This window comes from Bacillus cereus group sp. MYBK15-3 (assembly GCF_051916765.1).
Taxonomy (GTDB): Bacteria; Bacillota; Bacilli; order Bacillales; family Bacillaceae_G; genus Bacillus_A; species Bacillus_A cereus.
Genome location: NZ_JBQAHG010000005.1, coordinates 32,991 through 59,409, shown reverse-complemented (window position 1 = coordinate 59,409; position 26,419 = coordinate 32,991). Strand labels below are relative to the sequence as shown.

Genomic DNA, 26,419 nt, shown 5'->3' with positions numbered 1-26,419 from the left:
TTTTTTTCTTTTTAGTATTTGTATACGTTTCGTTGCTTTATCATGTGCATAGGAATGAAAGGCGAGCACAAGCTCATATATATAAAGAAAAACCATAGGTGGCGACTGCGATGATTCAGCATATTTATGAGCATTATCACATGCATGTTAAAGAATTAATCCCCCTTGGCCCCTATAAAAGCTTTTGGATTCGCAACAAAATTTATGTACTTGTTCCAATTGGAGAAATGGAGGAAGAAGTACTTGTAGAGATGAAAAAGCTCAGTGATTATATGAACCAGCAAGGGGATATAACTGTAGCGACTTTCGTTCCGACTATACACGGCTACTATGTAAGTGAGATAGAAGAACAAAATTACTGCTTATTAAAAGGTATGCGCACGTTAGAACGACATGCTATGTCATTAGGAAGTGAGCTTTCTATATTCCATAAACGAGGTGCATTCTTTCCAGAAGAAATTGAGCAATTAAGCCGAATTGGTGAATGGAAAGCGTTATGGGAAAAAAGGCTCGATCAATTAGAAAAGTTTTGGCAATCACAAGTGATGAACCACCCTTCAGATGTATTCGATCAATTGTTTATTGAATCCTTCCCGTATTACTTAGGAGTTGCAGAAAATGCCATTCAATATGTTGTCGATACAGAAATGGATGATACGCCGCAACTAACGGATGCAGCAACAATTTGCCAAGAACGATTCACACCTTTATTATGGCATCAAACGAAGCGTCTCAAACTTCCTTTTGATTGGGTGTATGATCACCCGAGTCGAGATATTGCAGAATGGATCCGCCATATGACGATAGAAAAAAAGAAAGACTGGGAGCAAACAATCGTTCAATTTGTTACGGATTATGAACGGAATTATTCGCTATCCTCATTTGGCTGGCGCTTATTATTTGCAAGGCTCCTGTTCCCGCTGCACTATTTTGAAACGGTCGAACGATATTACCAAACTGGAAACGAAGAACAAAAAAGCATATATAGAGATCGCTTAGAAGCCATTTTACACGATGTGAACCGCTCAGAGCAATTTATGAAGCATTTTTATGGTTCACTTCGTTTACCAGTAGATAAGCTCGGGATTAGAAAATTAGATTGGTTATCTTAAAAATATAAAAAAGAGACCGAGTAAGGTCTCTTTTTTATATACCACAATTTTATGTAATACATTATGCCCCTACCTGTTGATCTGCACATATATTTAAAACGAATTGATGCCCTTCGAGTTTTTCATTTACTTTACCCAATAATTCTTGCTGAATTTCTTTAAATAAAAATTGATAGCTTGTATTCCATGTTGGTATAACGGATGAAAGGCCTAATAAATATTCTTTTTTCTTTTCTAGTTCTTGAATTGTTAAAAAAGTGTTCCCCATTTTTGGCATCTGTCGTCCCCCTATGTTTTTTACTTTATATGTGTGAACGATTCACTATATAGTATTAATTATCGCATTTTTTGAGAGGGATTTCCAATTTTGTTTTATGATGTTAACGGATAAATGTGATTTGAATAAAAAAGGAGACCAAATTTGGTCTCCTTTTAGCAAGTGACTTTGAACAAGCCGCTAGATAATATCCAGCTCCAGCGGCTAAAATGTTCGGTGGCTTCGCTTCTTCCGCCGAGGCAAAAACGCCTCGGCGGAAGAAGCTCCATCCCCCTCACATTTTGAACGAGCCGCTTCCGCTTTTAGATTAATATCCAGCTCCAGCGGCTAGAACAGTCGGCCATTTTGCGCCTTCCTGTGAGGCAAAAAGCGCCTCTTCGTCAGGAGCTCCAATGACCTCCTGTTCTGAAAGAGCCGCTTCCGCTTTTAATTAAAATACTTGTTCTACTTCGATAACGCCTGGTACTTCTTCAAGTAACGCGCGCTCGATACCAGCTTTTAGTGTGATTGTAGAACTTGGGCAGCTTCCGCATGCACCCATAAGGCGTAGTTTTACGATACCTTCTTCAATGTCTACTAATTCAACGTCTCCGCCATCGCGAAGTAAGAATGGACGTAATTTATCTAATACTTCTAATACTTGTTCTTGCATATGTGGGTTTTCCATTTTTATCGACTCCTTTCATCAGTTTTATTATAATCAAGATAGAGGGGAAAATCTATTTTTTCTCTTCTTGTTTTATTGTCGAAATTTTGTATCGTGTTTTTTCAGTATAGGGGTATGGAATAAGTTTGTAAAATGATGTGCTTATGTAATAAGACATCTGAATATACTGTTGGGACAAGAAGTGGAGGAGAAGAAATGGTTAATGTTCAAGTGTATGGGACGAAAGTAATTTGTGCGAGCTGCGTTGGAATGCCATCTTCAACAGAAACGTTTGAATGGTTACAAGCGGCAATTGGTCGTAAATATGAAGGACAAGAAAATAAATTTAATTTCGAGTATATTGATTTCCAAGAAGAACAAGAAGATGCGGATAAAAAAGCATTCGCAGAGCGCGTAGTGGAAGAAGATTTATTTTATCCGGTCGTTCTTGTAAATGGAGAAATTGTTGGAGAAGGAAATCCTCGTTTGAAGGATGTTTACGAAGAAATCGAGAAATATTTATAAAACAAGAAGTCTTTGCGAATTTGCAAAGGCTTTTTTTATTGGAGGGATAGATATGAAAAATGGAGTGAAGCATGCGTTACCAACGGAAGTAGAGCAGTTAATGGAGCGGTACACAGTAGAATTAAAAGAAATTTTTTTGGATGAAAAAATAGTCGGGGTATATATTTACGGATCCATCGCACTAGGTGCATTTCATAAGGAAACGAGCGATGTTGATTTTGTTACAGTGATAAATGATTCCGTGAATGAAGCTGAAAAACAGCAGCTTGTGGAACTACATAAGAAACTTAGTGATAATATGCTAGGTAAAAGAATGGACGGTATGTATATTCCGCTTGCTGACTTAGGGAAATACAATGATGAAATGAACGAGTACGTGTATTGTGCAGATGGTAAAGCTAATGTTGGTCATTGGGACATTAATGCGGTCACATGGTGGACGTTGAAAAATCAAGGCATTACAGTTACAGGAAAAGAAGCAGAAGATCTTCCGCTGCAAATACAATGGAATGATGTAGTAAATACGATGAAATACAACGTAGAACAGTACTGGAGTGAAAAGGCGAAGAAGCCATATTTATTTTTTATAGAAGAGTGGGTAGAATCAGCTGTCGTTACGATGGGACGTATTTTATATACACTAGATCATAAAACAATCGTTTCAAAAGATAGAGGCTTGCAATACTTGTCAGAACGTTCAGCGGAAGAATGGGAGCTTTTATTAAAAGAAGTAGCGAGAATACGGCAGAACCCAAAAGAAAAGCGAATGCTCTCAAGGTGGAGAAGGGCAGATATGACGAAGAGGTACTTACTGCATTTAATTGAGATGTGTAGAGAGAAATGGTAGGGAAGAAAATGGACAATACAGTTGAGGTATTGTCTTTTTTTACGTTTTATTTGGTATATAATGATTAAAAAGGTTTAATTATACTGGAGGGGATATAATGGAAACGGAATTAGCTACATATGAAGAAAAGGATGAACAAATGAGTATGCGCCAAGTAATTAGCATTCTATTAATTATTTTTGGGGTCATGCATGGAATTGGTTTTTTGAACCTTTTATATGATTCTTCCTTATACCCATGGTATGTAGATCATCTTATTCCACCTTTCACGTTTTGTATGATTATCGTAATGTATGCACCGGCAAGAAATTGCTGCTTACATTTAATAAAATCATTACAATTCAATAATCTTAAACATTATGTAACGATAGTAATAACAACGATTGTAATGCTTATGTATCTTGCGGTATTAAATGTAGTTTTACCACATGGGCTTGGTGTGGATGAATCTAATATAGTAATAGAACCTACTACAAGTGAAATCATTCTATACGTAGTTGTGCTCACAACTTTTGCGCCTATTTGGGAGGAAATTGTATTTCGAGGTATGTTTTTTATGAAATTATCTCAGCGCTTCTCTACACTTAGTAGTGCTGCTATAAGTGCTTTCATATTTACTTTAGGGCACCCCCTTACAGTAGGGAGTATTTTATATATTTTTGGTATGGGCATATGTTTGGCATACACATATAAGAAAACGAAGAATTTACTCGTTCCAATTGGGATTCATTTATTAAATAATTCGTTTTATTTATTAGTAAATTTTCAACTATAAAAAGACGCCTTTTTGAAAAGGGCGTCTTTCGTATTGTGTAGTAGGTAGAAAAGGCTTTACACACATTGTGTAGAGGCAAGGTAATACAAAATATAGATAGTTTCATGTGAAACATTTTTATTATCAAATATGTAAAATGCTTAACTTAGTGTATTAAATATATCATTCATAAGTATTCTAATATATTTAAAAGTAAAATGAAATAAGAAACGGATAATTGTCGGAATATATTCGATTTCCGTTCATTTTTATGAAATATGTGTACTTTTTGTTAGATTCCTTCATTTTGTGCATATACAATAAATGTATATAGAAATAAGAAAAGGATGATGTACGTGAAGGACACTGTTTTACAAGAAACGATTTCTCCACAAGAATTACATAAAGTTGTTCAAAAGAATACAGCTTATTATGACTTTAAGTGGGGTAAAGTAGAAAATCCAGCGCAAGGGAATACATGGAATTGGGTAGCCTTTTTCTTCCCAACTTTTTGGTTAGCTTATCGAAAAATGTATAAGTTATTTATTATATTTGCGTTATTGGCTATACCTAGTATAGTTATACCCCCTTTTATAGATATTCCAGATGGGATTTATGTAACATTTAATTTAGCTCTTCAATTAGGAATGATGATATTTACTGGATGGCAAGGAAACCGTTTATATTACAAGCATGCTGTTCGTGTTTTTCGTAAGGGAGAAGATGCGTCTGATCATGAGAAGGCGTATTTCTTACAATCAAAGGGTGGCGTGAGTATTGCTGGTATGATTGGTTTACAAGTTATAGTCGGGATTGTGTTTGGGTTAGCTGCGTTCGGGCTGTCCTTTTTACCAACTGAACCGAATATTAAAAACGTTGTTCGTTCAAGTGGTGAAGGGGTTACGTTAGAGATTATGACTGATAATCCAACTTGGAAGTTTGTGAAGAAAGAAAAAGATTATGACGTAGTAGAGTTTACTGGTTATGATTATACAGAGAAGAAAAACGTGAAAATTAAATTTGCTGTTTATTTCGATGAAGATTATTTCGAGTGGCAAGAGATATATGAAAATAATAAGAAGTTAAGTGAAGAAGAATTAGAAGAATATCAAATTTACATTGAAGAAAATAATTGGGGGTTCTAGAGGGAACTCGTTCATTTTGAAAAGAAGAATCTTGCGAAGGTTCTTCTTTTGTTTATCAGGGGGAGAGAAATGATTTCAGCATGAATAGAAGCTCTAATAGGATCTATTAGTTTAAGTACGGGTTTACACACGAAAAAGATTGATGTTAACATACGTTACTTGCAGCAGTATGAATGGTTTCTAATGATATATGAAGACGAGAAGTATTGAAAGTTATTTATTACGAACTACAAAGTTCGCTCATATTTACAAAGTAAGCTAAGAGTTCGATTGCTCGTAAAAAATAAAAATGCACAACGAAGATTTTTAAAATTAGTAGAAGAGCAAATAGAAAAACGGCATACAAATTGAAATTTTGTAAAATACAATAAAAAATGAGAATTTGAGGTAGGGTTGTCAATAACGTGAGACTATGGCACTATAAAGAAATGCTATACAAATTTTATTTATCGAGATGTAAACATCAATTTTGATTTTTACGTATAAATAATGAACGGAGGAAATGAATTTATGGCTACTTTACCAAATTGTCCAAAATGTAATTCAGAATATACGTATGAGGATGGCGTTCTTTTCGTATGTCCAGAATGTGCTCATGAGTGGGGCCAAGAAGCAGAAGCTGAAAATAATGATGGTGCAAAAGTTGTAAAAGATGCGAACGGAAACGTTCTTCAAGATGGCGATGCTGTTACTGTTATTAAAGATTTAAAAGTAAAAGGAACTTCTTCAGTTGTGAAGATCGGTACGAAAGTAAAGAGTATCCGTCTAGTTGATGGCGATCACGATATCGATTGCAAAATCGACGGTTTCGGAGCTATGAAGTTAAAATCACAGTTCGTTAAGAAGGCGTAAGTAAATAGAAGAGGAGGCGAATAGCCTCCTCTTTTTATTATGTCACTTTTTGTCGGTAAATCGATATTTCGTACAAAATCGTTGATATATTCTGAGTTATGATAGATATATTTGAAAAATCGTTGATATATTGCAAGTTATGATAGATATATTGCAAGTTATGATAGATATATTGAAAAAATCGTTAATATAATTTCATTCATCGTGAACTACGCACGATTCACCGTGCACCATAGTCAATTTCTTTCAACTGACATCGCTTATTAAAGAACGTTTTATATCCAAGCTGTAAAAAGATAATGACAGCAAAGGCAGTACTTCCAGAAATACCGAGTATGATAGCGATTTGATATTGAATGGCTGTGAATGGTGATACACCGGATAATATTTGACCAGTCATCATGCCTGGTAAGCTTATAATTCCCATTCCGACCATAGAATTAATTGTTGGTAAAATAGCAGAGTCAAAAGCGTCTCGAATGAGCGGAGCAGCAGCTTCTTTCGGTGTTGCGCCGAGCATAAGTGCACCTTCAATTTGACCTCTTTGCGATTTCATATTGTTTAAGAACGTATTTGCACCAAGAGAAACACCAGTCATGGCATTCCCAACTAACATTCCTGTAATAGGGACGATATATTGCGGAGCATACCAAGGGTCATGACCGATAATAACAAAGATAAATAGTAGAAGTGGCCCAATTGATCCGGTGACCATGGAAAGGGCGGCTACTCGTTTTAATTCTTTAGACATTGGGATGTTAACCCGTTTATAAATATTAAAAATTGCAAAGGTAGTAATAGAAGTGATGAGAGCGATTGTATAAAATGGATTACTGTTTTCAAATACGTATGTAAGGACATATGCAACAAGTACGAGCTGAATGGTCATACGGAATGTTGCGAGCGCGATTTGTTTTTCGCGAGGTATTCCTTTTAATTTTACAAGTCCAATTAAAATAAGAATGAAAATATAGGCAGCTGCAAGTTGCCAAATTTGGAGTTCAATAACGCCCTTCAACTGAGAGCACTTCCTTTCTAGTTGCACCCTTTGTTTTGCTAATTTCAATAATATCGTCTGCAATTTCTTCTGGAAGTTGTTGTGAGTGTGTGATGAAGATAACTGTTTTTTTCTTTTTTCGTGCTAGTTCAGTAAATTGTTTCATAATGCGGCGTTCTGTATCACTATCTAATGCTGAAGTTGGTTCATCTAATAAATAGACAGGCGAATCCATAAGTACGATACGTGCAAAGGCAAGTCTTTGTTTTTCACCGCCGGATAATGAGGAGGTGCTATCTTCTAATTGCTTGTCTAAGCTAACGGTTTGTAATGCACTCCGCAGGGCATCATCATTTGGAAATGGTTTTTCAGAAAGACGAAGTCCCATTAATAGGTTGTCTTTAACGGTTCCATCAAAAATAGGTGGAGTTTGCCCAAGCATAACTACGTCACGACGTAATTGAATAGGGTGATAATCAGAAATTAACTTTCCGTTATATTCAATTGTGCCGGATGTTGGGGATTGTAAATCGTTTAACATACGAAGTAATGTGCTTTTTCCGCTTCCGCTTTCACCGATAATACAAGTAATCTTTTCTTTTTGAATCTGTAAATAAGGAATGTGTAGTATATCTTTATATATAACGTCTTTTAATATAAACATAAATCGCTCCTTTCTGATTCTAGTTATATCGTATCAAAAAAAGAGGGGAAAATGGTTATAACGAACAACGTTTTTTCTTCGTCTTGAGTTTTATTAATAAGTTAAGTAAACGATCTAATTCTTGGCTGAAAGAAATCACTTTATCATGAGTGAATCCGTATCGTTCAACGAGATAGATTAGCTCTTTCTTTTTCGCTTCTATTCGATTGTTTAGTTTCGATAAGTTCATAAGTGGAATGTAATGCCTCCTACAAAAGTATTTATCACATGAAAAATAAGACCGAATGAACCCGGTCTTAAAGGAAGTAATAAAACAACTTACAAATAGCATACAATGTTTATCAATATTTTTTAATATAAAAATGAAAAATAAATCATTATAAATATTGAGAAAGATGTGTCTGATAATTTTTAAAAACTGATGCAAAGAGGCTGCCTACATAGTAGACAGCCTGTAAGGTATTAACCTTTATGATATTTGTACATCCAAAGAAGACCAGATTTTAATAATCTCGGTACACGTCCCATTAATGGTTGGTTTGCTAGTAAACCAAAGCCGTGCTTCTTACCAAGGGATCCTAGAACACCTTTTAATTTAATAACAGGTAGTTCATCCGGGAGTGGTTCATTATTCCAACGTTTTAATAATATTTGGACAATTTGTTCTCCTTGACCTTCAGCCAGTTGGGCAGATGGTGCATGTGGAAGTGCTGCGCAATCTCCTACAACGTAAACATGATCGTTATTTGGAATATTATGATATTTAGTTAAGACAACCCGTCCGCTACCATCTTGTTCAACTGGAAGGTTTCGAACAACTTCATTTGCTTGAATACCAGCTGTCCAAACGATTGCATCACATTCAAGTGGTTCATCGTGGTTGTACACAATATTTGGTTCTACTTTTGTAATGTTAGAGTTTCGTATGATGTTAACTTTATGCTTTACAAACCATTCTTCTACGTATCTACTTAATTTCTCTGGATATGGGAATAAAATTCTATCTTTTCGATCAAATAAATAGATTTTTAAATCAGAACGGCTTTCACGAAGTTCACTTGCTACTTCAACGCCACTTAAGCCAGCACCAACGACAGCTACTGTTGCATTTGGTTCTAGACTATTTAATTGTTCATATGTCTTACGTGTTTGTTCAATTGATTGTAGACTATGTGTATATTCTCTAGCTCCAGGAACGTTATGATATTTATCTTCACAGCCAAGTCCGATAATTAAATCATCATATTGGATCGCTTCGCCGCCATCAAGATGAACAGCTTTTTCTTCGAGGTCAATATTTGTTACTGTGCCGTATTGAATATTGAGGCGTGGGTGTTCAGGAAACGGTATACGAATATGCGTTTCTGAAATAGTACCCGCAACTAATGCATAATATTCAGTTTTGAAGCAATGATATGGTACTTTGTCGATTAATGTCACTTGTACATCATCTGGAAGTTGGTTGCTTGGAAGTAGCCTTTGTAGAATTCTCATTCCACCGTAGCCGCCACCTAGTATTACGAGGTGTTTCATGATGGATTACCCCTTTTCTGTTGAAATATCCCCTAATCATAAAATTTTATATTAATAAAATATTTTGACTTTACTCAATCAAATTATATCGAATTTGTGAACAAATAACAATGCATGAATGAATACTCTGTTGTACAATAAGAAGAAAAGTAAACTGTTTTTCTTTTTAAGTTACTCTTTCATTGTAAGTAGCATGTTATATAGAAGAAATCATCTACTTTGAAGTGAAGTAATGAAGTAACTAAATAGTTTAGACTGTGTAACGAAAACAACAAGAAACAGCTTAGTTTTCTTCTTATAGATAAAGTGAAAAGGTAATTTGTTTTGTAGTACAGGGGGGAGAATTTTGATTAAACCATTAATTGAATTTTGTGTAGGTAACCTTGCAAGTGGTTCACAAGCAGCTCTAGAAAAATTAGAAAAAGATCCGAATTTAGATGTAATGGAGTATGGTTGTTTAGGATATTGTGGCATTTGTTTTGAAGGACCATTTGCACTTGTAAATGGTGAAGTTGTACAAGGTGCAACAGTAGAAGAGCTTGTTAATAATGTATATGAGTATTTGGATGAAAATCCAATGTTTTAAGGTGTTGCGAATTAGCAGCACCTTTTTCATTAGATAAAACTTTATTTCGTGGGGAAGACTAATACTGAGTATTAGTCTTCCCCAATCGAAAATAGTAGGATAAATAAAAAAAGGCCCTTTTTAGAAGGGCTTTTTTCTTACACAAATTGTGTAAGAGTGGCTCATCGCCAAACGTTGTCAAATATGAGAAACGGGGGACATTCATATTGTGTTCTAAAAGCATGCATTTTATACTTAACATAACAAATTATTTTGGAGTGAATATAAATGAGCCAATTTTCTTTTACAAAAATGCATGGTCTTGGCAATAGTTATATATATGTAAATATGTTTGAAGAGCAAATTCCTGAAGAAGATTTAGCCCTTGTGGCCGAAAAGGTTTCAAATATTAATACTGGTATTGGAGCAGACGGGATGATTTTAATTTGCCCTTCAGACGTAGCTCCGGTGAAGATGCGTATGTTTAATAATGATGGTTCTGAAGGAAAGAGCTGTGGTAACGGTTTACGCTGCGTAGCGAAATATGCGTATGAGCATAAACTAGTAGAAGAAACAGTTTTCACAATTGAAACGTTAGCTGGTATTGTAACGGCTGAAGTAACAGTAGAAGATGGTGTCGTGACATTAGCAAAAATCGATATGGGAGCACCTCGTCTAACACGTGCAGAAATACCGATGCTTGGTGAAGGTGAAACACCATTTATTCGTGAAAACTTCTTATACAATAATCATCGTTATGCATTTACAGCTGTTTCAATGGGAAATCCGCATGCGGTTATTTTTGTTGATGATGTAGAAAAAGCACCTCTTACAACACTTGGACCAGTTCTCGAGACACATGAAATGTTCCCAGAGCGAGTAAATGTTGAGTTTATCGAAATTTTGAATAATGACGAGATGAACTTCCGCGTTTGGGAACGTGGATCTGGTGTAACGCAAGCTTGCGGAACAGGAGCGTGCGCTGCAGTTGTAGCTGCTATTTTAAATGGAAAGATGGAACGTGGTAAGGAAATTACAGTCCATTTAGCTGGCGGCGATTTAATGATTGCGTGGACTGAAGAAGGAAACGTGTTGATGAAAGGACCTGCGGAAGTAATTTGCCGCGGAGTGTATGAGTACAAGATAGAAGCGTAAAGATGTATAATGGACTAAGAACAGAAAGGAAGGTGTATTTCATGATTGAAGTAACAGAACAAGCAGCTTTTCAAATTAAAGATATGTTAAAAGATGCTGAAGATGGAGAGAAGTATGTGCGCCTTGCTGTACACGGCGGCGGATGTAGCGGTCTTTCTTACGGCTTAGGATTTGAAGTAGAACCAAAAGAAGACGACACAGTTCTTGAGTTTTTCGGTGTTGAATTTGTTATCGATACAGAAAGTGCTCCAATAGTTAAAGGAGTAAAAATTGACTATAAACAATCTATGCTTGGCGGCGGATTTACAATCGACAATCCAAACGCAATCGCATCATGCGGATGTGGATCATCTTTCCGTACAGCATCGAATGCTGGTAAGCCAGAAGAGTGCTAAGTTTTTAGCCAAAAAAGAAAAGACCTTTTTAGCGATAGAATAAAATCGTTAGAAAGGTCTTTTCTTTTTGCGTTAAAACAGGAAATGTATGTAAAGTTACTTTAGATCTTAATTTAAATGTTATTATATATGGTATATATGATTAACGCTGTGAATTCGAGATTCATATTGTTCATTTTAAGATAAGATTATGTAGAAAAAATGTAAACTTTGAACCGAATGGAACTGTTACGGATGTAGTGGAAGACGGTTTACCACGATAATAAATTAGTTACGGGAAGAATTGTAGTAAAGTTGTCTTTGATTTTATAAAGTTTTTGGGAGCATCTCCGAATATAGGTGAAAAAATAATTCTCTTAGCCATGTTAACTACAGTATTAGTATTTACCGAAGTTTCTTCCAAATTCAATAGCGTTATCGTGGATGTTGTTGTCGTATTATCTTTGTTGATATATACCGCAGTAGGGCAGAAATTGTAACTGGACGCGGAGGAGTAGCAGCTTCCTTTTAAAAGAAGGAGGAAAATATGATGGAGGATATTCTTGAATTTATAGGGAGATACGTAATTAAACCTATTATTAGTTTAGTGAGATATCTTGTAATAGAGATTATAATTGAGGGCATAATAGAAGACGTAATAAACGGTATAAGGAAATTACGTGATAAGTGGCGGAATTGGCGTGAAAGACGTTATTGGCGGTAGTGTAGCTGATGAGCGTGCGAAACAAAAACGTTATACAGAAGCTTAATGGAATGACAATTTCTAAAGTGAAGAAATAATTATTATCTTACAAAAGTGTAATGTTCATGTCATGTTTTTGAATTTCTTCTTTAAGCTCTGGGCTTTAAGATAAGAATATAAGAAAAAACATATGAGGTGAAGGAAATGAAAAGATACATTGCACTATTTAGTATTTTAGTTGTATTTGCAAGTTTGTTAGTTGGTTGTGATTTAAACCGTATGGGTAAAGATGAGTATTATGTTCAAATTACAGTAGATGGAAAAGAATTTGATAGTAAAGCTAGTAATGGGCAGAAATTTAAAGATTATGAATATAAGCTGACTGGCTTTGATAAAGACGGTAAAGAGAAAGAATTAGAATTCATAGCTCAAAAAAATCTTCGTAAAGAAGCATTCCTACGCGTATACCACTCAGATAAAAAAGGTGTAACAGCTTGGGAAGAAGTGAAAAAAGACGAGCTTCCAGCGAAAGTGAAAGAAAAACTAAGTGTGAAATAAGACAGATAAAAAGGAATTGACGAACAGGGTCAATTCCTTTTTTTGTTTTCAAATTCTTCTTCTGAAATGACTTTAAATCCGTGTCTTTTAAATAAAGCAGTTGTCACTCCGAAACCAGTTTGCTTATTACCGTTAAAATCTCCAGTGTAAATCGTAGAACTACCACAAGATGGGCTGCGTTCTTTTAAAATAATATATTCTGGGTGTAAATCTTTAATTTGTTCTAATGCTTTATAAGCACCATTTACGAAAGCTGCTGTGACATCTTCACCATTTTTTGTTATCACTTTCGCTTTTCCGTCTAAAACGTCGTCGCCATTCCCGCCAATAATTTCAGCGGAAGGACGAGGTGTTGGTAGTCCTCCTAATACTTCAGGGCAAATGAGGATTGTATCTTCTTTTTGCAGAAGCTCCTCTATTTTTGAAACGAGATTGTCATTCCCGTCATAACGGCAAGCAATCCCACCTAAACAAGCGCTAATTACGATCATATTTTCATCTCCATTAAAAAATATTAACTATCACGCCAATTTCGCTTCCTGCCTCTTACTTATAAATGAGGTGATATAAATGGGAAGCTTATATAATTTAATGAAACCATATAGTGAATTTCGAAGTAAAGAAGAGTTTAATACATATCAAAAACAAGTTTTGAAGTGCTACCGATTTCAATTGAATAAAACTGATTCTATCATTATTCATTTTTTAGGAAAATATGCGGTGAATGAGAAACAAAAAACAGTAGGGGTTGCTTGTCCATTAATGGGGACGATTGCGACGAATGTTGGAAAGAGTATTCGTACAGTACGCCGTTCAATTGCAAAGTTAGAGGAACTAGGAATTATAAAGCGTGTTGCAACAAAAGAAAGGCATAAACGCGGCGGGTATAGTGCGAACTTATATGTATTTCTTACATCTGCGATTGACCGCATGGATGACCGTATGAAAATGTCCGCTTGTAAAACTGAGGATAATGCAACTGGCTGTAGTAAAAATGAGCAAAAAATTGCTGGGGAAACAATTCTTTCTAAAAACATTTCACAAATAAAAGAGAAAAGAAAAGGAACGTATGAGCTTGATGAGACGTATTGCCGTCATGATATACCGAAGCCTTTTATATACGCACTGATGCCGATGACGAGTAATCCGAAGAAAATTAATATATTTTGGAGTAAGGTCGAGCTTGCGTATAAAAAGAGTGGGTTACTAGAACAAGGTGTTTTACTAGAGCAAATATTAGCTGACGAAGAAGTGTATGGAAATTTAATTTGGCGCGTGAAAAGTGTTGTAAGAGCATATAAATATGGGGAAATTCGTAAAGACATTGGGGCACTTTTATACAGTACAGTGCGAGATTTATTTTTAGAGGTTGGATTAGAATGGGGAGCAGCATTAAGGAGAAGTAAGGGAATATCACTATTTGATCCATTCAAAAAAGAGCCATGCGTATAATACATGACTCTAAGTGGCTAATCGAACTTCCTTACAACTGGAACACGAATCGCTACAAATAGTACGAAGACGATAACAGCTATTGCACCACTTTTCATAACGGTTACGATTGGAATTCCCATTGCAAGTGCAAGTGATGTGAATGCATAAGAGAGCGGGATAAAGCCCATTGATGATAGCATAAGTAAACTCATTACGCGTCCCATCATTTCTTCTTTTACTGTCGATTGAATCATTGCCATAAGCGGTACAATCGCCATTGCGATTGTAATACCATAAAACATGCCGGCTAATAGTGCTTGCCAAAGTACGGTGCTAAAGTTGATGGCTAAGAAGAATACACCAGACAATAGCATCATGATAATACAAAATAGACCGCGTCTACGATTAATATTTTTTAAACCGACAATGACAGCACCGATTGCCATTCCGCCACCTACAGATGCTTCTAAGTAACTAAAATGGAGCGAATCACCATGCAGAACGTTTTTAACAAAAAGCGGGAAACCAACTTGCATCGGGCCGATTAAAAATAAGTTTAAAAAAGCGCTACAAATAAGGAAAGTTGAAAGGAATGGCGATTCCTTTACATATAAGATTCCTTCTTTAATGGAAGTGAACATACCTTTATTTGTATCTTTTTGTTCTGGCATCGTAAATTGTATTTTTTGAACGAGTATGGCAGCGACAATCAGTAATAAAATCGTAATGGAAAAGATTGTCTCATAGTTCGTAAATTTAATGAGAATACCACCAAGTACAGGGCCTAAGATGACCGATGCTTGGTTCGTCATTTGTGTAAGCGAATTTGCTTGTGTTAACCGGCTTTTTTCTACCAATTCCGGTAAGATAGATCCATCTGCTGACCAGAAGAAAGCATCAGCAAGTCCAAAGAATAAAGCGAATAAAGCAAATGTATATAGTGTTACATCACCGACAATGAACCATGTGAGAATGGTTGCGACAAGAATCGCTCGAATGATATTGGAGTAAAACATAATGTTTTTTTTCGGGAATTTATCAGCTACAGCGCCGCCGACAATCATAAAAATAAGCCTTGGAACACTAAGAGCTACGAAAACAACACCGAGTGAAGCTTCAAGGTTTAATGTTTTTGCTATGTACCACGTTTGTGAAAAAGTAAAAAAGGCTAAAGCAAAGCTTGAAAAAAGAGTAGCTGCCCAAAGAAAAAGGAAATTCGTATTTTTTAATAACGGTTTTCCGCTTCCTTCTAAAACAGTTTTATTTTGTTGTAGTTCCTCCATATTGCTTCCTTTCTATGTGACGAATTTAAACTAAAAAACCTATTAACAATCGTTTTATACAGTTTCTAATATTTCTATACTGCACTTTCTCATTGTAGACAATAATAATGAATTTGCCCAGTAGCTATTTAACGACAAAAAAAGATGCCGAATGGGCATCTTTTTTTAGGCTAACGCAATATAAATATCCAATTGGACGTTGTTTGGATCTAACGCTCTTTCATCGTAAAGCTCAAAGTCTGTTGTGAAGGCACGTTTATTTTCTTTCGACCATTTCCAAATATATTCCCAAGCTTCACAAACGACTTCAGCAACTGGTCCCTTTCTTGTTGTAAATACCGCATATGTAGCGGCAGGTATTGTTAAAGTTGTCATATTTTCAGGAACGTCTTCTAATGAAGAAACAGGCATACCGATTGTAAATTGATATGTACCGGTTTCATCTGACTCGTAGTTTGAGTAGAAAGCGAATGTTTCTTTCGTTTGTTGATTTGGGATGTGATGCATCATTTGTTCTTGAAAGTATCGGTTCCAAAGTTGTGGAATGTTTCCTTCAGTAGATGCCTCTTTTTCATTAGTCGTCGTAACCGAAACGCCGATTGCGTGGAAAGCTTCTTTTTTTACGATAATAGGTTCGTGTAGCATAAAAAATCCCTCCTTTTTTCAAAAAAGAACGTTTGTTCTTGTTTAATGTAACATATTTTTACATGTAACGGTTGTTATTTTTAGAAAATTTTAATCATAAAAAACAAACTGAAAATAACTAAAAAATGGTAAATTTTCTATTGTATGTATAAATAGGATGAGGAGTATGTTAAAATTTTTAAGTATCCTTTAACTGTTATATAAACCTATACAGCACGGTGTTTTTACTATATTAAAAATATGGTAAGGGTTTGTATAAGTGTCCGATATATATGCTATTTTTGATAAATTAAAATAGTAATATTCTATGAGATTTATATTGTTGACATTGGGATTTCAACGATACATTTTCGTAGGTCGGATTGTTGCGAGTGGATATATATTGCTATGTATTCGTCTACTAAATGAAAGGGTTACTGCAATTTAGTAGACGGATAGCAAGTATATAGAAAGGAGAAAGGTAGAAAATATGAAGCAAGTATTGAAGTGTTTTAATGTCGTAACAATGATCACACTTCTTCTATCCATCATATTGCCTTCGCCCAGTGCTTTTGCTACAGAGATAAATAAAAAAAGCTGGGATGAGTTACAAGGAAATGATGTGAAAATTAAGGCAGATCAAGTGAATGCTGAAATGTATAAGGGAGAAGTAGCGGAGAGGGAGCACGTATTTCAATATAAGATTGAAAATACGGGAGATACACCAATCCGAGAATTAGTAATTAAACAAAATAATGACAATGGAATTGAGTTTCTTTCGCAATCTGTGAAAGTAAACGGAGAGAAGTTACTTGAAAATAAGGTAGCGGATTTCTATGTAGAGGAAAAAGATAATGGAGGAAAGGTTCTTTCTTCTAATCTTAAAATTCAAGATTTAAAATCACATGAAAAAATGACTGTATTAATAAAAGCTCGTCGTGCGCAACATTTTAATAAAGAGTATAAGCAAAAAATTAGTGTGCAAAAGGATCAACTACAAATAGGAAATATGTCTGTAGATGTTGAAGGGCTTCCTTCTGAAGAGAAGTTAGAAGCTAATACCGATGATGAGGCTGACAGTAGTAAGAAAGCTATCGGATCAACAACTGATTCAAAAACTAAAGAAGTGGATGGAAAATTAAAAGTATCTGTAGAAGATAAAAATACATCTGCACAAAAAACAGAAATAGAGAAGATAAAACAACCTGAGGCTGAGAAGCAACTAGAAAAAGAGAAAAAGCAATCACCTTTAGCAGTAAAGCAGAGTGATGCAGAAGCACAAGCTGCATCAGAAAATGCTTCGAAGGTTCAAATCCAAACAGGAGATAAACAAGGATTTGGAGACCCGTTGTATTCTACAATTGCTCCTGGTAATTTAGTACAGACTGGTAATGTGACACTTGGTTTGACATCTGATCATTATGGCAGACAAAGTATGGGTTATAAAACGAATAAAATGACGGTTGATGTTGATAATGATGATAGTACTTTTAATTCGTCAACAGGTGCATTTCCTAACATTCCTGCTGGAAGTAAAGTGAAAAAGGCTTACTTATTCTGGACAGCAGCAATGGGGTTACCAGGAAATATCGCTGATAGAAAGGTTACCGAGGATCAAGTAAGGCAACCAGTCAAAATGAGAATGGGAAATAAAGAATATGCAGAGGTAACTGCTGATAGCATAAGAAAAGCTGATTATCTACCTTATATTTCTAATTATTCAGGTAGTGGCGCAGGATATGTAGCGTATGCAGAAGTAACAAATATAATTGCACAGCAAGGTATTTCTCAAACGTTGACAGTTGCAAATGTGCCACAAATTAAAGATGTAACAGGTGGCGGCTATTACTGGGGTAACTGGAATCTTATATTAGTTTATGAAAACTATAAAGAAACAGTAAAAGACATGAAGATTTGGGAAGGGCTAGTCTCTCAAAAAAGTACAGCCTGGACAGATATTAGTGTTAATAAAATAAACACACCAAAAGAAGGCGCTTTTAAGGCGAAATTTAGTTATTTTTCATCGCAAGGTGATCCAGCTGATAATGATGGATATGCCTATGATTATGGAGAGTATGATTTTGGGTTAGGGTATCAAAAGTTTAAAAATATTAAAGGTAAAGATAATGATGTTAATGACTCATCTATGACAGAAGTACAAGTAGATGGTACTAACGAATTTGTTACAAAAAAATACCCAGGATATAATCCAGATTGGACAAATTCTTTCAGTACAGATATTCATACGTATCACCTTGAAGGACCCACTCAAGTGAAAAATGATTTAAAAGAAGCAAAAATGCGTTTTAGAGCATATGGTGGTGGCGGTGATATTTACGTATTAAATAACGCTACATTCGTTACAGAACATAATGCTCCAAACTTACAAGTTGATAAAAAGGCATTAGATAGTGCCGGAAAAGAAATTAAGGACGTTAAAGCTGGTGAAGAGTTTACGTATCAAATTGAAGTGAAAAATGATACGAAAAATAACCAAGCGCCGGTATCAAATGTAAAAGGTTTTGATAAATTAGATGATCGTTTAGAGTATGTCCCGGGATCTATTCAATATGTTTCTGGAAGTAATAAAGGAAATAAAACAGATAATGCAAGCGATGATGAAGCAGAGTTTGTAAATAATCAAATTGATTTCCGTGTTGGTGAGGGTGCAGATGCTAAAAACGGTGGTGTTTTAAAGCCGGGTGAAAGTACCGTTATTACATTCAAAGTAAAAGTGAAAGATTCTGTACAATCAGATACAACAGTAAAAAATGTCGTTGTTTTAAAGGGACAAGATAGTGCCGAGATAAAGTATGAAACTGAGGACGATGCAAATGTTACGGTTACTACCCCAAAAGAAGTTCCAGGGGAAATAGAGGCGAGAAAAATAGCTTCTAATAAAACACCGAAGTTAGGTGATGAGGTAGAGTATCGTATTACATTTAAAAATAAGATAAAAGATGGACGTCTAGATGTATTGACGATTGAAGACGAATTACCAAGTAGTCTTGAATACGTGAAAGATAGTTTGAAAGCCGAAGGTGTAAAACCAGAGCCAGTAGAGCTGAAGTTTGAAAATGGCAAAGTAATTGCAAAGTATCCAGAAATTATGGATATGGAAGAAAGAAGTATCGTCTTTAAAACAAAAGTAAAAGAAACTGCAAAAATTGGTGAAGAAATTGTTAACAAAGCAACCGTTAGTGATAAAACAAATCCACCAAAGGATCTAGAAGAGAAGATTACACCACAGCATAAGGCCGGTAAAATTGATGCAAAGAAAAAGGCAACAAATAAGAAGCCGAAGCTAGGAGAAGAATTTGAATATCAAATTAGCTTTAAAAATACGGTGGAAAACGGAAAACTAGATGCAATTACAATAGAAGATGAAATTCCAGCTAACTTAGAATTTGTTCAAGGCAGTGAGAGAGCTGAAGGTACTGAACCAAATCCAGTAGAGTTAAAAGTAGAGAATGGTAAGGTAATCGCAAAATATCCAGAAATTACGGATACAAAAGAGCGAAGCATCGCCTTTAAAGTGAAAGTAAAAGAAGAGGCAAAAGCGGGAGAAACGATTGTTAATAAAGCGGTTGTGAGTGAGCCAAATGGACAGTCTGAGCATCCAGAAGAAAAGATTACGCCGGATTATAAATACGGTAAAGTGGATGTAGAAAAAAACGTAACGAATCAAACACCAAAACTAGGAGAAGAAGTGGAATACCGAATTACATTTTATAATACGGTAGAAAACGGAAAACTAGAAACGGTGCTAGTAGAAGATACACTACCTAAAGGTGTTGAATACGTGAAAGATAGTTTGAAAGCTGAAGGTATAAAACCAGAGCCAGTAGAACTAAAAGTGGAAGATGGCAAAGTAATGGCAAAGTATCCAGAGATTATGGATACAGAAAAAAGAAGTATTGTTTTTAAAGTGAAAGTAAAAGATTCGGCAAAGGTAGGGGAGGCAATTGTAAATAAAGCAATTGCAAAAGATCCGAAAAATGAGCCTGTTGAATCGAAGGTTGTTATTACACCGCAAAGTAAAAAAGGTGAAATTGCTGCTACAAAGGTAGTTAATAATAAGAAGCCGAAGTTAGGTGAAGAAATCGAGTACCGCATTAGTTTTCATAATACGGTTGAGAACGGAAAACTAGAAACGGTGCGAGTGGAAGATACAATTCCAAAAGGTCTTGAATATGTAGAAAATAGCATCAAGGCCGAAGGAGAAGCACCTGGACCAGTAGAATTAGCTGTTGAAAATGGGATAGTCAAAGCTAAGTATATCGATATTATGGATATGAAAGAAAGAAGTATCGTCTTTAAAGTAAAGGTGAAGGAAGAAGTAAAAGTAGATAAAGAGATTGTCAATAAAGCAATTGTTGATGATACGAAAAATCCACCGATTGAACCGGAGGAAAGAATTACTCCGCAACATAAGGATGGAATAATTGATTCGAAGAAGACAGTAGATAATCCATCACCAAAACTAGGAGAAGAAGTAGAATACCGAATTAGCTTTAAGAACACGGTAGAAAACGGAAAACTAGAAAAGGTAATAATAGAGGATACAATTCCTAACGGTTTAGAGTATGTAAAAGGCAGTGAAAAGGCTGAAGGTGATAAACCAGCTCCATTAAAGTTAAGTGTGAAAGATGGAAAAGTTATTGCTGAATACGACAATATTACGGATATGAAAGAAAGAAGTATTGTCTTTAAGGTAAAGGTGAAGGAAGAAGCGGAAGTGGGGAAGGAAATCATCAATAAGGCAATTGTTGATGATATGAAAGATCCGAAAGAACCAGAAGCGAAAATTACACCATTACACAAAGATGGAAAAATTAAAGCGAAGAAAATCGTAAATAATGAAACACCGAAGTTAGGAGAAGAAGTAGAATACCGAATTAGTATGAAAAATACGGTAAAGAACGGAAAGCTAACAGACGTGACAGTAGAGGATACTTTACCAGAAGGTTTAGAGTATGTAGAAAATAGTTTGAAAGCAGAAGGTGCCGGAATAGATTCAGTAGAGCTGAAATTTGAAAACGGTAAAGTAATGGCAAAATATCCAGAAATTACGGATACAGAAGAAAGAAGTATCGTTTTTAAAGTGAAAGTAAAAGAAGAAGTAAAAGTCGGTAAAAAAATCATTAATAAAGCAACTATTGATGATTCGCAAAATAAGCCAGTTAATCCGACAGCGGAAATTACTCCTCAGTATAAAGATGGAAAACTTGAAGCAAAAAAGATAGTAAATAATGAAACGCCGAAGTTAGGAGAAGAAGTGGAATACCGAATTAGCTTTAAAAATACGGTAGAACATGGAAAGCTAACAGAGGTAAAAATAGAAGATGATTTACCAAATGGATTAGAGTATGTGAAAGATAGTTTAAAAGTAGAAGGTTCTAAGCCAGATCCAGTGGAATTAAAATTTGAAAACGGTAAGGTAATGGCAAAGTATCCTGAGATTACAGATACAAAAGAGAGAAGTATTACCTTTAAAGTGAAAGTAAAAGGTAAAGTGAGCGATTCAATTGTTAATGAAGCGATTGTGAGCGATACGAAACATCCGCCAGAAACACCGACAGCAGAAATTATTCCGCAACATAAAGACGGAAAAGTGAAAGCGAAGAAGACGGTAAATAATGAAACGCCGAAGTTAGGAGAAGAAGTAGAATACCGAATTAGTTTTAAAAACACGGTAGAAGACGGAAAACTAGCAGAGGTAAAAATAGAAGATACTTTACCAGAAGGTTTAGAGTATGTAGAAAACAGTGTGAAAGCAGAAGGTACTAAGCCAGATCCAGTAGAATTGAAAATGGAAAATGGTAAGGTAATGGCGAAGTATCCAGAGATTACGGACACAGAAGAAAGAAGTATCACTTTTAAAGTGAAAGTAAAGGAAGAAGTGAAAGTCGGTAAAAAAATCGTCAACAAAGCAATTGTTGATGATACGAAAAATGAACCAGAAACACCGACGGCAGAAATTACTCCGCAGCATAAAGACGGAAAAGTGGAAGCGAAGAAGACGGTAAATAATGAAACGCCGAAGTTAGGAGAAGAAGTAGAATACCGAATTAGTTTTAAAAATACGGTAGAAAACGGAAAGCTAGCAGAGGTAAAAATAGAAGACGATTTACCAAATGGATTAGAGTATGTGAAAGATAGTTTACGAGCGGAAGGTACTAAGCCGGATCCAGTAGAACTGAAAGTGAAAGATGGAAAAGTAATCGCCAAATATCCAGAGATTACGGATACAGAAGAAAGAAGTATCGTCTTTAAAGCGAAAGTAAAAGAAGAATTTAAAGTTGGTGAAGGTCTTGTCAATAAAGTAGTTGTTGATGATACAAAAGATCCAACAACTTCAGAAGTAACAATTATGCCAGAATATAAAGACGGTAAGCTTAAAGCAGAGAAATTTGTAAACAATAAAAAACCGAAATTAGGAGAAGAAATAGAATACCGAATTAGTTTTAAAAATACGGTAGAAAACGGAAAACTAGTAGAGGTTAAAGTAGAAGATGAAATTCCAGCTGGATTAGAGTATGTAGAAAACAGTTTACAAGCAGAAGGATCTAAGCCTAGTCCGGTAGAATTGAAATTTGAAAACGGTAAGGTAATGGCAAAGTATCTAGAAATTACGGATACAAAAGAAAGAAGTATTATCTTTAAAGTGAGAGTAAAAGAAGAGGCAGAAATAGGCAAGGAGATTGTTAATAAAGCAATCGTAGTAGATACAAAAAATGAGCCCGAAGAGCCTCATGTGGAAATTACTCCGCAATATAAAGATGGTAAAATTGCTGCGCAGAAAGTGGCGAATAATCATAAACCGAAACTAGGAGAAGAAGTAGAATACCGAATTAGTTTTAAAAACACGGTAGAAAACGGAAAACTAGCAGAGGTAAATATAAAGGATGCATTACCAAATGGTTTAGAGTATGTGGAAGGCAGTATCACGGCAGAAGGTTCTAAACCGAAACCAGTAGAGCTACATGTGAAAAATAATAAGGTAATGGCAAAGTATCCAGAAATTACAGATACAGGGGAAAGAAGCATTGTCTTTAAAGCGAAGGTAAAAGAAAGCGTAAAAGTGGGAGAAGAAATCGTAAATGAGGCAATTGTAGATGATACAAAGAATCTGCCAGAAGAGCCTTATGTACCGATTACACCACAATATAAAGATGGGAAAATTGAGGCAAGAAAAGAAGTAAGTAACCATGAACCGAAGTTAGGTGAGGAAATCGAATATCGAATTATTTTTAATAACACGGTGAAAGATGGAAAACTAGCAGAGGTAAAAATAGAAGATAAAATTCCAGCTGGATTAGAGTTTGTAGAAGGAAGCGAAAAAGCTGAAGGTGAAGAGCCAAAACCAGTGGAGTTGAAAGTAGAAAATGGTAAGGTAATGGCAAAGTATTCAGAGATTATGGATACGCAAGAAAGAAGTATTGTCTTTAAAGTGAAGGTAAAAGATTCGGTTACAATAGGGAAGGACATTACAAATAAAGCGATTATCCATGTTGATGATCCGAACCATCCAGTAATTGATCCGACAGCAAAAATTACACCACAATATAAAGATGGTAAAATTGCTGCTCATAAAAAGGTGAATAATCATAAACCGAAGCTAGGTGAAGAAATCGAATATCGAATTTCATTTAATAATACGGTGAAAGATGGAAAACTGGCAGAGGTTAAAATTGAGGATGAAATTCCGTTTGGTTTAGAGTATGTGAAAGATAGTCTAAAAGCAGAAGGTGATAAGCCGGCCCCAGTAGAGTTGAAAGAAGAAGCTGGTAAGGTTAGTGCGAAGTATGAAAATATCACTGACATGAAAGAAAGAAGCATTATTTTTAAAGTGAAGGTGAAAGATTCTGTTGAAGTGGACAAGGCAATTGTAAATAAAGCAATTGTTGATGATACAAAAAATCCACCAGAGCGACCAGAAGTAGATATTATACCGCAGCATAAAGATGGTAAATTTAAAGCTGATAAAAAGGTAAGTAAAAAAGATCCAAAGCTAGGAGAAGAAGTAGAGTACCGAATTAGTTTTAAAAATACGGTAGAAAACGGAAAACTAGCAGAAGTGAAAATTGAGGATCAACTACCAAATGGATTAGAGTATGTGAAGGATAGTTTAAAAGCAGAAGGTAATGAACCAAATCCGGTAGAGTTAAAAGAAGAAGCTGGAAAAATTACAGCGAAGTATGAAAATATTACTGATACAGCTGAGCGTAGCATTATCTTTAAGGTAAAAGTAACAGAAGCAGTAAAAGTCGGGAAGAAAATCGTGAATACGGCAATTGTGGATGATGATAATCCGAAGAATCCTCCGCAAAAACCAGAAGCGATTATTACACCGGAGTATAAGAATGGAAAAATAAAAGCTGAGAAAACAGTAAATAACCCAGCTCCAAAATTAGGAGAAGAAGTAGAGTATCGAATTACGTTCCGTAACGTAGTTGAGCACGGAAAATTAGCGAAGGTGAAAATTAAGGATGAATTACCAAACAGTTTAGAGTTTGTAGAAGGTAGCGAAAGAGCTGAGGGGGATAATCCAAAACCGTTGCATGTAAAAGTGAAAAACGGCATAGTACTCGCAGAATATCCAGAAATTACGGATACGAAAGAAAGAAGTATCGTCTTTAAAGCAAAAGTGAAAGAAAAAGCTAAAATTGGCGAAGCGATTGTGAATACGGCGGTTGTGGAAGATACTATAAATCCACCAGAGAAACCGAATGTCGCGATACAACCTCAACATAAAGAGGGTGTATTACAAGCTGAAAAAACAGTGAGTAACCATGAACCGAAGTTAGGAGAAGAAGTAGAATATCGAATTAGTTTTGAAAATACGGTAGAAAACGGCAAACTAACTGAGGTGAAAGTAGAGGACGAAATTCCAGCTGGTTTAGAATACGTACAGGATAGTATAAAGTCTGATGGGCCGGAACCAAATCCAGTAGAACTTAAAGTTGAGAATGGAAAAGTAACAGCAAAGTATCCAGAAATTACGGATACGAAAAAAAGAAGTATCATCTTTAAAGTGAAAGTACAAGAAACTGTACAAGTAGGAAAAGAAATTATAAACAAGGCGGTTGTGGATGATAATAATCCGACAAATCCACCAGTTGAGTCACTTATACCAATTACACCTCAATATAAAGATGGGAAACTAGAGGCAAGGAAAGAAGTAAGTAACCATGAACCAAAGCTAGGGGAAGAAATCGAATATCGAATTACTTTTAACGGCACAGTAGATGGCGGGAAGTTAGTTGATGTAAAGATTGAAGATGAAATTCCGTCTGGTTTAGAGTATGTGAAAGAAAGTCTGGAGGCCGTAGGTGATAAGCCTGTGCCAACAGAACTTAAAGTCGAGAATGGAAAAGTAACAGTGAAGTATCCAGAAATTACGGATACGAAAGAAAGAAGTATCATCTTTAAAGTAAAGGTAAAAGAATCAGTAAAAGTTGGAGGAGAAATAACAAATAAAGCGATTATTGAAGTGGATGATCCGAAACATCCAGTTATAGAACCGACAGCGAAAATAAAGCCAGAATATAAAGATGGTAAGTTAACAGCAGCGAAGACAGTAAGTAATAAAGAGCCAAAGCTAGGAGAAGAAGTAGAATACCGAATTAGTTTCAAAAATACGGTAGAAAACGGCAAACTAGCAGAGGTAAAGGTAGAAGATGAAATTCCAGCCGGTTTAGAGTACGTGCAAGATCGCATTAGATTTGAAGGGGCTGAACCAAATCCAATAGAGTTAAAAATGGAGTTTGGAAAAGTAATAGCAAAGTATCTAGAAATTACAGATACGAAAGAACGTAGTATTATTTTTAAAGTGAAGGTAAAAGCAGCACCAAGTAAAGGGATAACAAATAGAGCGGTAGTGGACGATAAAATAAATCCACCACTTGAGCCTACAGTTACAATTTTACCGAAAACAAAAGAAGATCTTAAGATACCAGAAGAGCCGAAGGAACCAGAAGTGAAACCGGAAGATCCGAAAGAACCGAAGGAACCAGAAGTGAAGCCGGAAGATCCGAAAGAACCGAAAGAACCAGAAGTGAAGCCGGAAGATCCGAAAGAACCGAAGGAACCAGAAGTGAAACCGGAAGATCCGAAAGAACCGAAGGAACCAGAAGTGAAGCCGGAAGATCCGAAAGAACCGAAAGAACCAGAAGTGAAACCGGAAGTAAGACTGGAAAAGTTAATTAAAGAACCGCAAGCAAAAGTAGAAAAAGAATTACCGAAAACAGGGGCAGCACATTCATGGATGATGTCAGTTGGTGCGGGAATTTCATTCTTAGTTGGCGGAGTATTATTCGTATTAGGTAGAAGAAGAAAACAATAATTTTTTAGACGAAAAGCACACTG

Annotated in this window: 21 protein-coding genes and 2 pseudogenes; 14 read left to right on the top strand and 9 right to left on the bottom strand. The window is 35.6% G+C overall.

The genetic code is table 11. From position 1 onward, the window contains the following. Nucleotides 1-110: 110 nt before the first annotated feature. Nucleotides 111-1,112 carry a spore coat putative kinase YutH gene (yutH, locus tag ACTFR8_RS20270; RefSeq protein ID WP_000614218.1) on the top strand — a complete coding sequence of 334 codons (1,002 nt, stop codon included), beginning with the start codon at nucleotides 111-113 and terminating at the stop codon, nucleotides 1,110-1,112. 61 nt (nucleotides 1,113-1,173) lie between these two features. On the opposite strand, the gene ACTFR8_RS20265 is transcribed toward yutH, so the two are convergent. Beyond that, nucleotides 1,174-1,389: a hypothetical protein gene (locus tag ACTFR8_RS20265; RefSeq protein WP_016118827.1), complete on the bottom strand. Its 216-nt coding sequence runs from the start codon at nucleotides 1,387-1,389 to the stop codon at nucleotides 1,174-1,176. Nucleotides 1,390-1,819: 430 nt separating this feature from the next. Beyond that, nucleotides 1,820-2,056, bottom strand: a complete 237-nt coding sequence (locus ACTFR8_RS20260) for a NifU family protein (RefSeq protein ID WP_000431159.1) — start codon at nucleotides 2,054-2,056, stop codon at nucleotides 1,820-1,822. A gap of 195 nt (nucleotides 2,057-2,251) precedes the next feature. Here ACTFR8_RS20260 and ACTFR8_RS20255 point away from each other — a divergent pair, with 195 nt between their 5' ends. From ACTFR8_RS20255 to phnA, 6 genes and pseudogenes are all read left to right on the top strand, one after another. Further along, nucleotides 2,252-2,560, top strand: a complete 309-nt coding sequence (locus tag ACTFR8_RS20255) for a YuzD family protein (protein WP_000248588.1) — start codon at nucleotides 2,252-2,254, stop codon at nucleotides 2,558-2,560. A 52-nt stretch (nucleotides 2,561-2,612) separates the two neighbouring features. Beyond that, the gene (locus tag ACTFR8_RS20250) at nucleotides 2,613-3,407 is read left to right on the top strand and encodes a nucleotidyltransferase domain-containing protein (RefSeq protein ID WP_001986998.1); all 795 of its coding nucleotides are present in this window, start codon (nucleotides 2,613-2,615) and stop codon (nucleotides 3,405-3,407) included. 97 nt (nucleotides 3,408-3,504) lie between these two features. Then, nucleotides 3,505-4,182, top strand: coding sequence for a CPBP family intramembrane glutamic endopeptidase (locus ACTFR8_RS20245; RefSeq protein WP_252209724.1), 678 nt, complete (start codon nucleotides 3,505-3,507; stop codon nucleotides 4,180-4,182). 326 nt (nucleotides 4,183-4,508) lie between these two features. Further along, nucleotides 4,509-5,306 carry a DUF2628 domain-containing protein gene (locus tag ACTFR8_RS20240; protein WP_113710572.1) on the top strand — a complete coding sequence of 266 codons (798 nt, stop codon included), beginning with the start codon at nucleotides 4,509-4,511 and terminating at the stop codon, nucleotides 5,304-5,306. Nucleotides 5,307-5,390: 84 nt separating this feature from the next. Beyond that, nucleotides 5,391-5,657 (top strand): annotated as a pseudogene (locus ACTFR8_RS20235) (hypothetical protein). Nucleotides 5,658-5,816: 159 nt separating this feature from the next. Next, nucleotides 5,817-6,158 carry an alkylphosphonate utilization operon protein PhnA gene (gene phnA / locus ACTFR8_RS20230; RefSeq protein WP_000212737.1) on the top strand — a complete coding sequence of 114 codons (342 nt, stop codon included), beginning with the start codon at nucleotides 5,817-5,819 and terminating at the stop codon, nucleotides 6,156-6,158. Between the two features lie 220 nt (nucleotides 6,159-6,378). On the opposite strand, the gene ACTFR8_RS20225 is transcribed toward phnA, so the two are convergent. The 4 genes from ACTFR8_RS20225 to ACTFR8_RS20210 form a co-directional block, all read right to left on the bottom strand. Further along, the gene (locus ACTFR8_RS20225; RefSeq protein ID WP_025966887.1) at nucleotides 6,379-7,176 is read right to left on the bottom strand and encodes an ABC transporter permease; all 798 of its coding nucleotides are present in this window, start codon (nucleotides 7,174-7,176) and stop codon (nucleotides 6,379-6,381) included. Next, nucleotides 7,160-7,819 carry an ABC transporter ATP-binding protein gene (locus ACTFR8_RS20220; protein WP_074625077.1) on the bottom strand — a complete coding sequence of 220 codons (660 nt, stop codon included), beginning with the start codon at nucleotides 7,817-7,819 and terminating at the stop codon, nucleotides 7,160-7,162. Before ACTFR8_RS20220 ends, ACTFR8_RS20225 begins: the two co-directional genes overlap by 17 nt. Nucleotides 7,820-7,874: 55 nt before the next feature. Beyond that, on the bottom strand, nucleotides 7,875-8,048 hold the full coding sequence (locus tag ACTFR8_RS20215) for an aspartyl-phosphate phosphatase Spo0E family protein (RefSeq protein ID WP_001054089.1): 174 nt from the start codon (nucleotides 8,046-8,048) through the stop codon (nucleotides 7,875-7,877). Nucleotides 8,049-8,281: 233 nt separating this feature from the next. Next, complete coding sequence (locus ACTFR8_RS20210; protein WP_000682077.1) at nucleotides 8,282-9,352, bottom strand: NAD(P)/FAD-dependent oxidoreductase; 1,071 nt, start codon at nucleotides 9,350-9,352, stop codon at nucleotides 8,282-8,284. A gap of 346 nt (nucleotides 9,353-9,698) precedes the next feature. On the opposite strand from ACTFR8_RS20210, the gene ACTFR8_RS20205 reads away from it, so the two are divergent. The 5 genes and pseudogenes from ACTFR8_RS20205 to ACTFR8_RS20185 all read left to right on the top strand — a co-directional run bounded on the left by ACTFR8_RS20205 (nucleotide 9,699) and on the right by ACTFR8_RS20185 (nucleotide 12,707). Then, nucleotides 9,699-9,938 carry a YuzB family protein gene (locus tag ACTFR8_RS20205; protein ID WP_000595026.1) on the top strand — a complete coding sequence of 80 codons (240 nt, stop codon included), beginning with the start codon at nucleotides 9,699-9,701 and terminating at the stop codon, nucleotides 9,936-9,938. 267 nt (nucleotides 9,939-10,205) lie between these two features. Next, nucleotides 10,206-11,072: a diaminopimelate epimerase gene (gene dapF, locus ACTFR8_RS20200; protein ID WP_000077397.1), complete on the top strand. Its 867-nt coding sequence runs from the start codon at nucleotides 10,206-10,208 to the stop codon at nucleotides 11,070-11,072. A 41-nt stretch (nucleotides 11,073-11,113) separates the two neighbouring features. Continuing rightward, the gene (locus tag ACTFR8_RS20195; protein WP_000573825.1) at nucleotides 11,114-11,467 is read left to right on the top strand and encodes a HesB/IscA family protein; all 354 of its coding nucleotides are present in this window, start codon (nucleotides 11,114-11,116) and stop codon (nucleotides 11,465-11,467) included. 674 nt (nucleotides 11,468-12,141) lie between these two features. Further along, nucleotides 12,142-12,210: pseudogene (locus ACTFR8_RS20190) on the top strand (methyltransferase); the annotation flags it as partial. A gap of 143 nt (nucleotides 12,211-12,353) precedes the next feature. Then, nucleotides 12,354-12,707 carry a YxeA family protein gene (locus tag ACTFR8_RS20185; protein ID WP_000833145.1) on the top strand — a complete coding sequence of 118 codons (354 nt, stop codon included), beginning with the start codon at nucleotides 12,354-12,356 and terminating at the stop codon, nucleotides 12,705-12,707. 29 nt (nucleotides 12,708-12,736) lie between these two features. Here ACTFR8_RS20185 and ACTFR8_RS20180 read toward each other — a convergent pair whose 3' ends face one another. Beyond that, nucleotides 12,737-13,198, bottom strand: coding sequence for a DUF523 domain-containing protein (locus ACTFR8_RS20180; protein WP_252209723.1), 462 nt, complete (start codon nucleotides 13,196-13,198; stop codon nucleotides 12,737-12,739). 79 nt (nucleotides 13,199-13,277) lie between these two features. Here ACTFR8_RS20180 and ACTFR8_RS20175 point away from each other — a divergent pair, with 79 nt between their 5' ends. Beyond that, nucleotides 13,278-14,159 carry a helix-turn-helix domain-containing protein gene (locus ACTFR8_RS20175; protein WP_252209722.1) on the top strand — a complete coding sequence of 294 codons (882 nt, stop codon included), beginning with the start codon at nucleotides 13,278-13,280 and terminating at the stop codon, nucleotides 14,157-14,159. A gap of 17 nt (nucleotides 14,160-14,176) precedes the next feature. Here the strand turns inward: ACTFR8_RS20175 and ACTFR8_RS20170 are convergent, their stop codons facing one another. Both ACTFR8_RS20170 and ACTFR8_RS20165 read right to left on the bottom strand, forming a co-directional pair. After that, nucleotides 14,177-15,424, bottom strand: coding sequence for an MFS transporter (locus ACTFR8_RS20170; protein WP_252209721.1), 1,248 nt, complete (start codon nucleotides 15,422-15,424; stop codon nucleotides 14,177-14,179). Nucleotides 15,425-15,589: 165 nt separating this feature from the next. After that, nucleotides 15,590-16,069 carry a GyrI-like domain-containing protein gene (locus ACTFR8_RS20165; protein ID WP_000902159.1) on the bottom strand — a complete coding sequence of 160 codons (480 nt, stop codon included), beginning with the start codon at nucleotides 16,067-16,069 and terminating at the stop codon, nucleotides 15,590-15,592. A gap of 469 nt (nucleotides 16,070-16,538) precedes the next feature. On the opposite strand from ACTFR8_RS20165, the gene ACTFR8_RS20160 reads away from it, so the two are divergent. Further along, the gene (locus ACTFR8_RS20160; protein WP_252209720.1) at nucleotides 16,539-26,396 is read left to right on the top strand and encodes an isopeptide-forming domain-containing fimbrial protein; all 9,858 of its coding nucleotides are present in this window, start codon (nucleotides 16,539-16,541) and stop codon (nucleotides 26,394-26,396) included. Nucleotides 26,397-26,419: the final 23 nt, after the last annotated feature.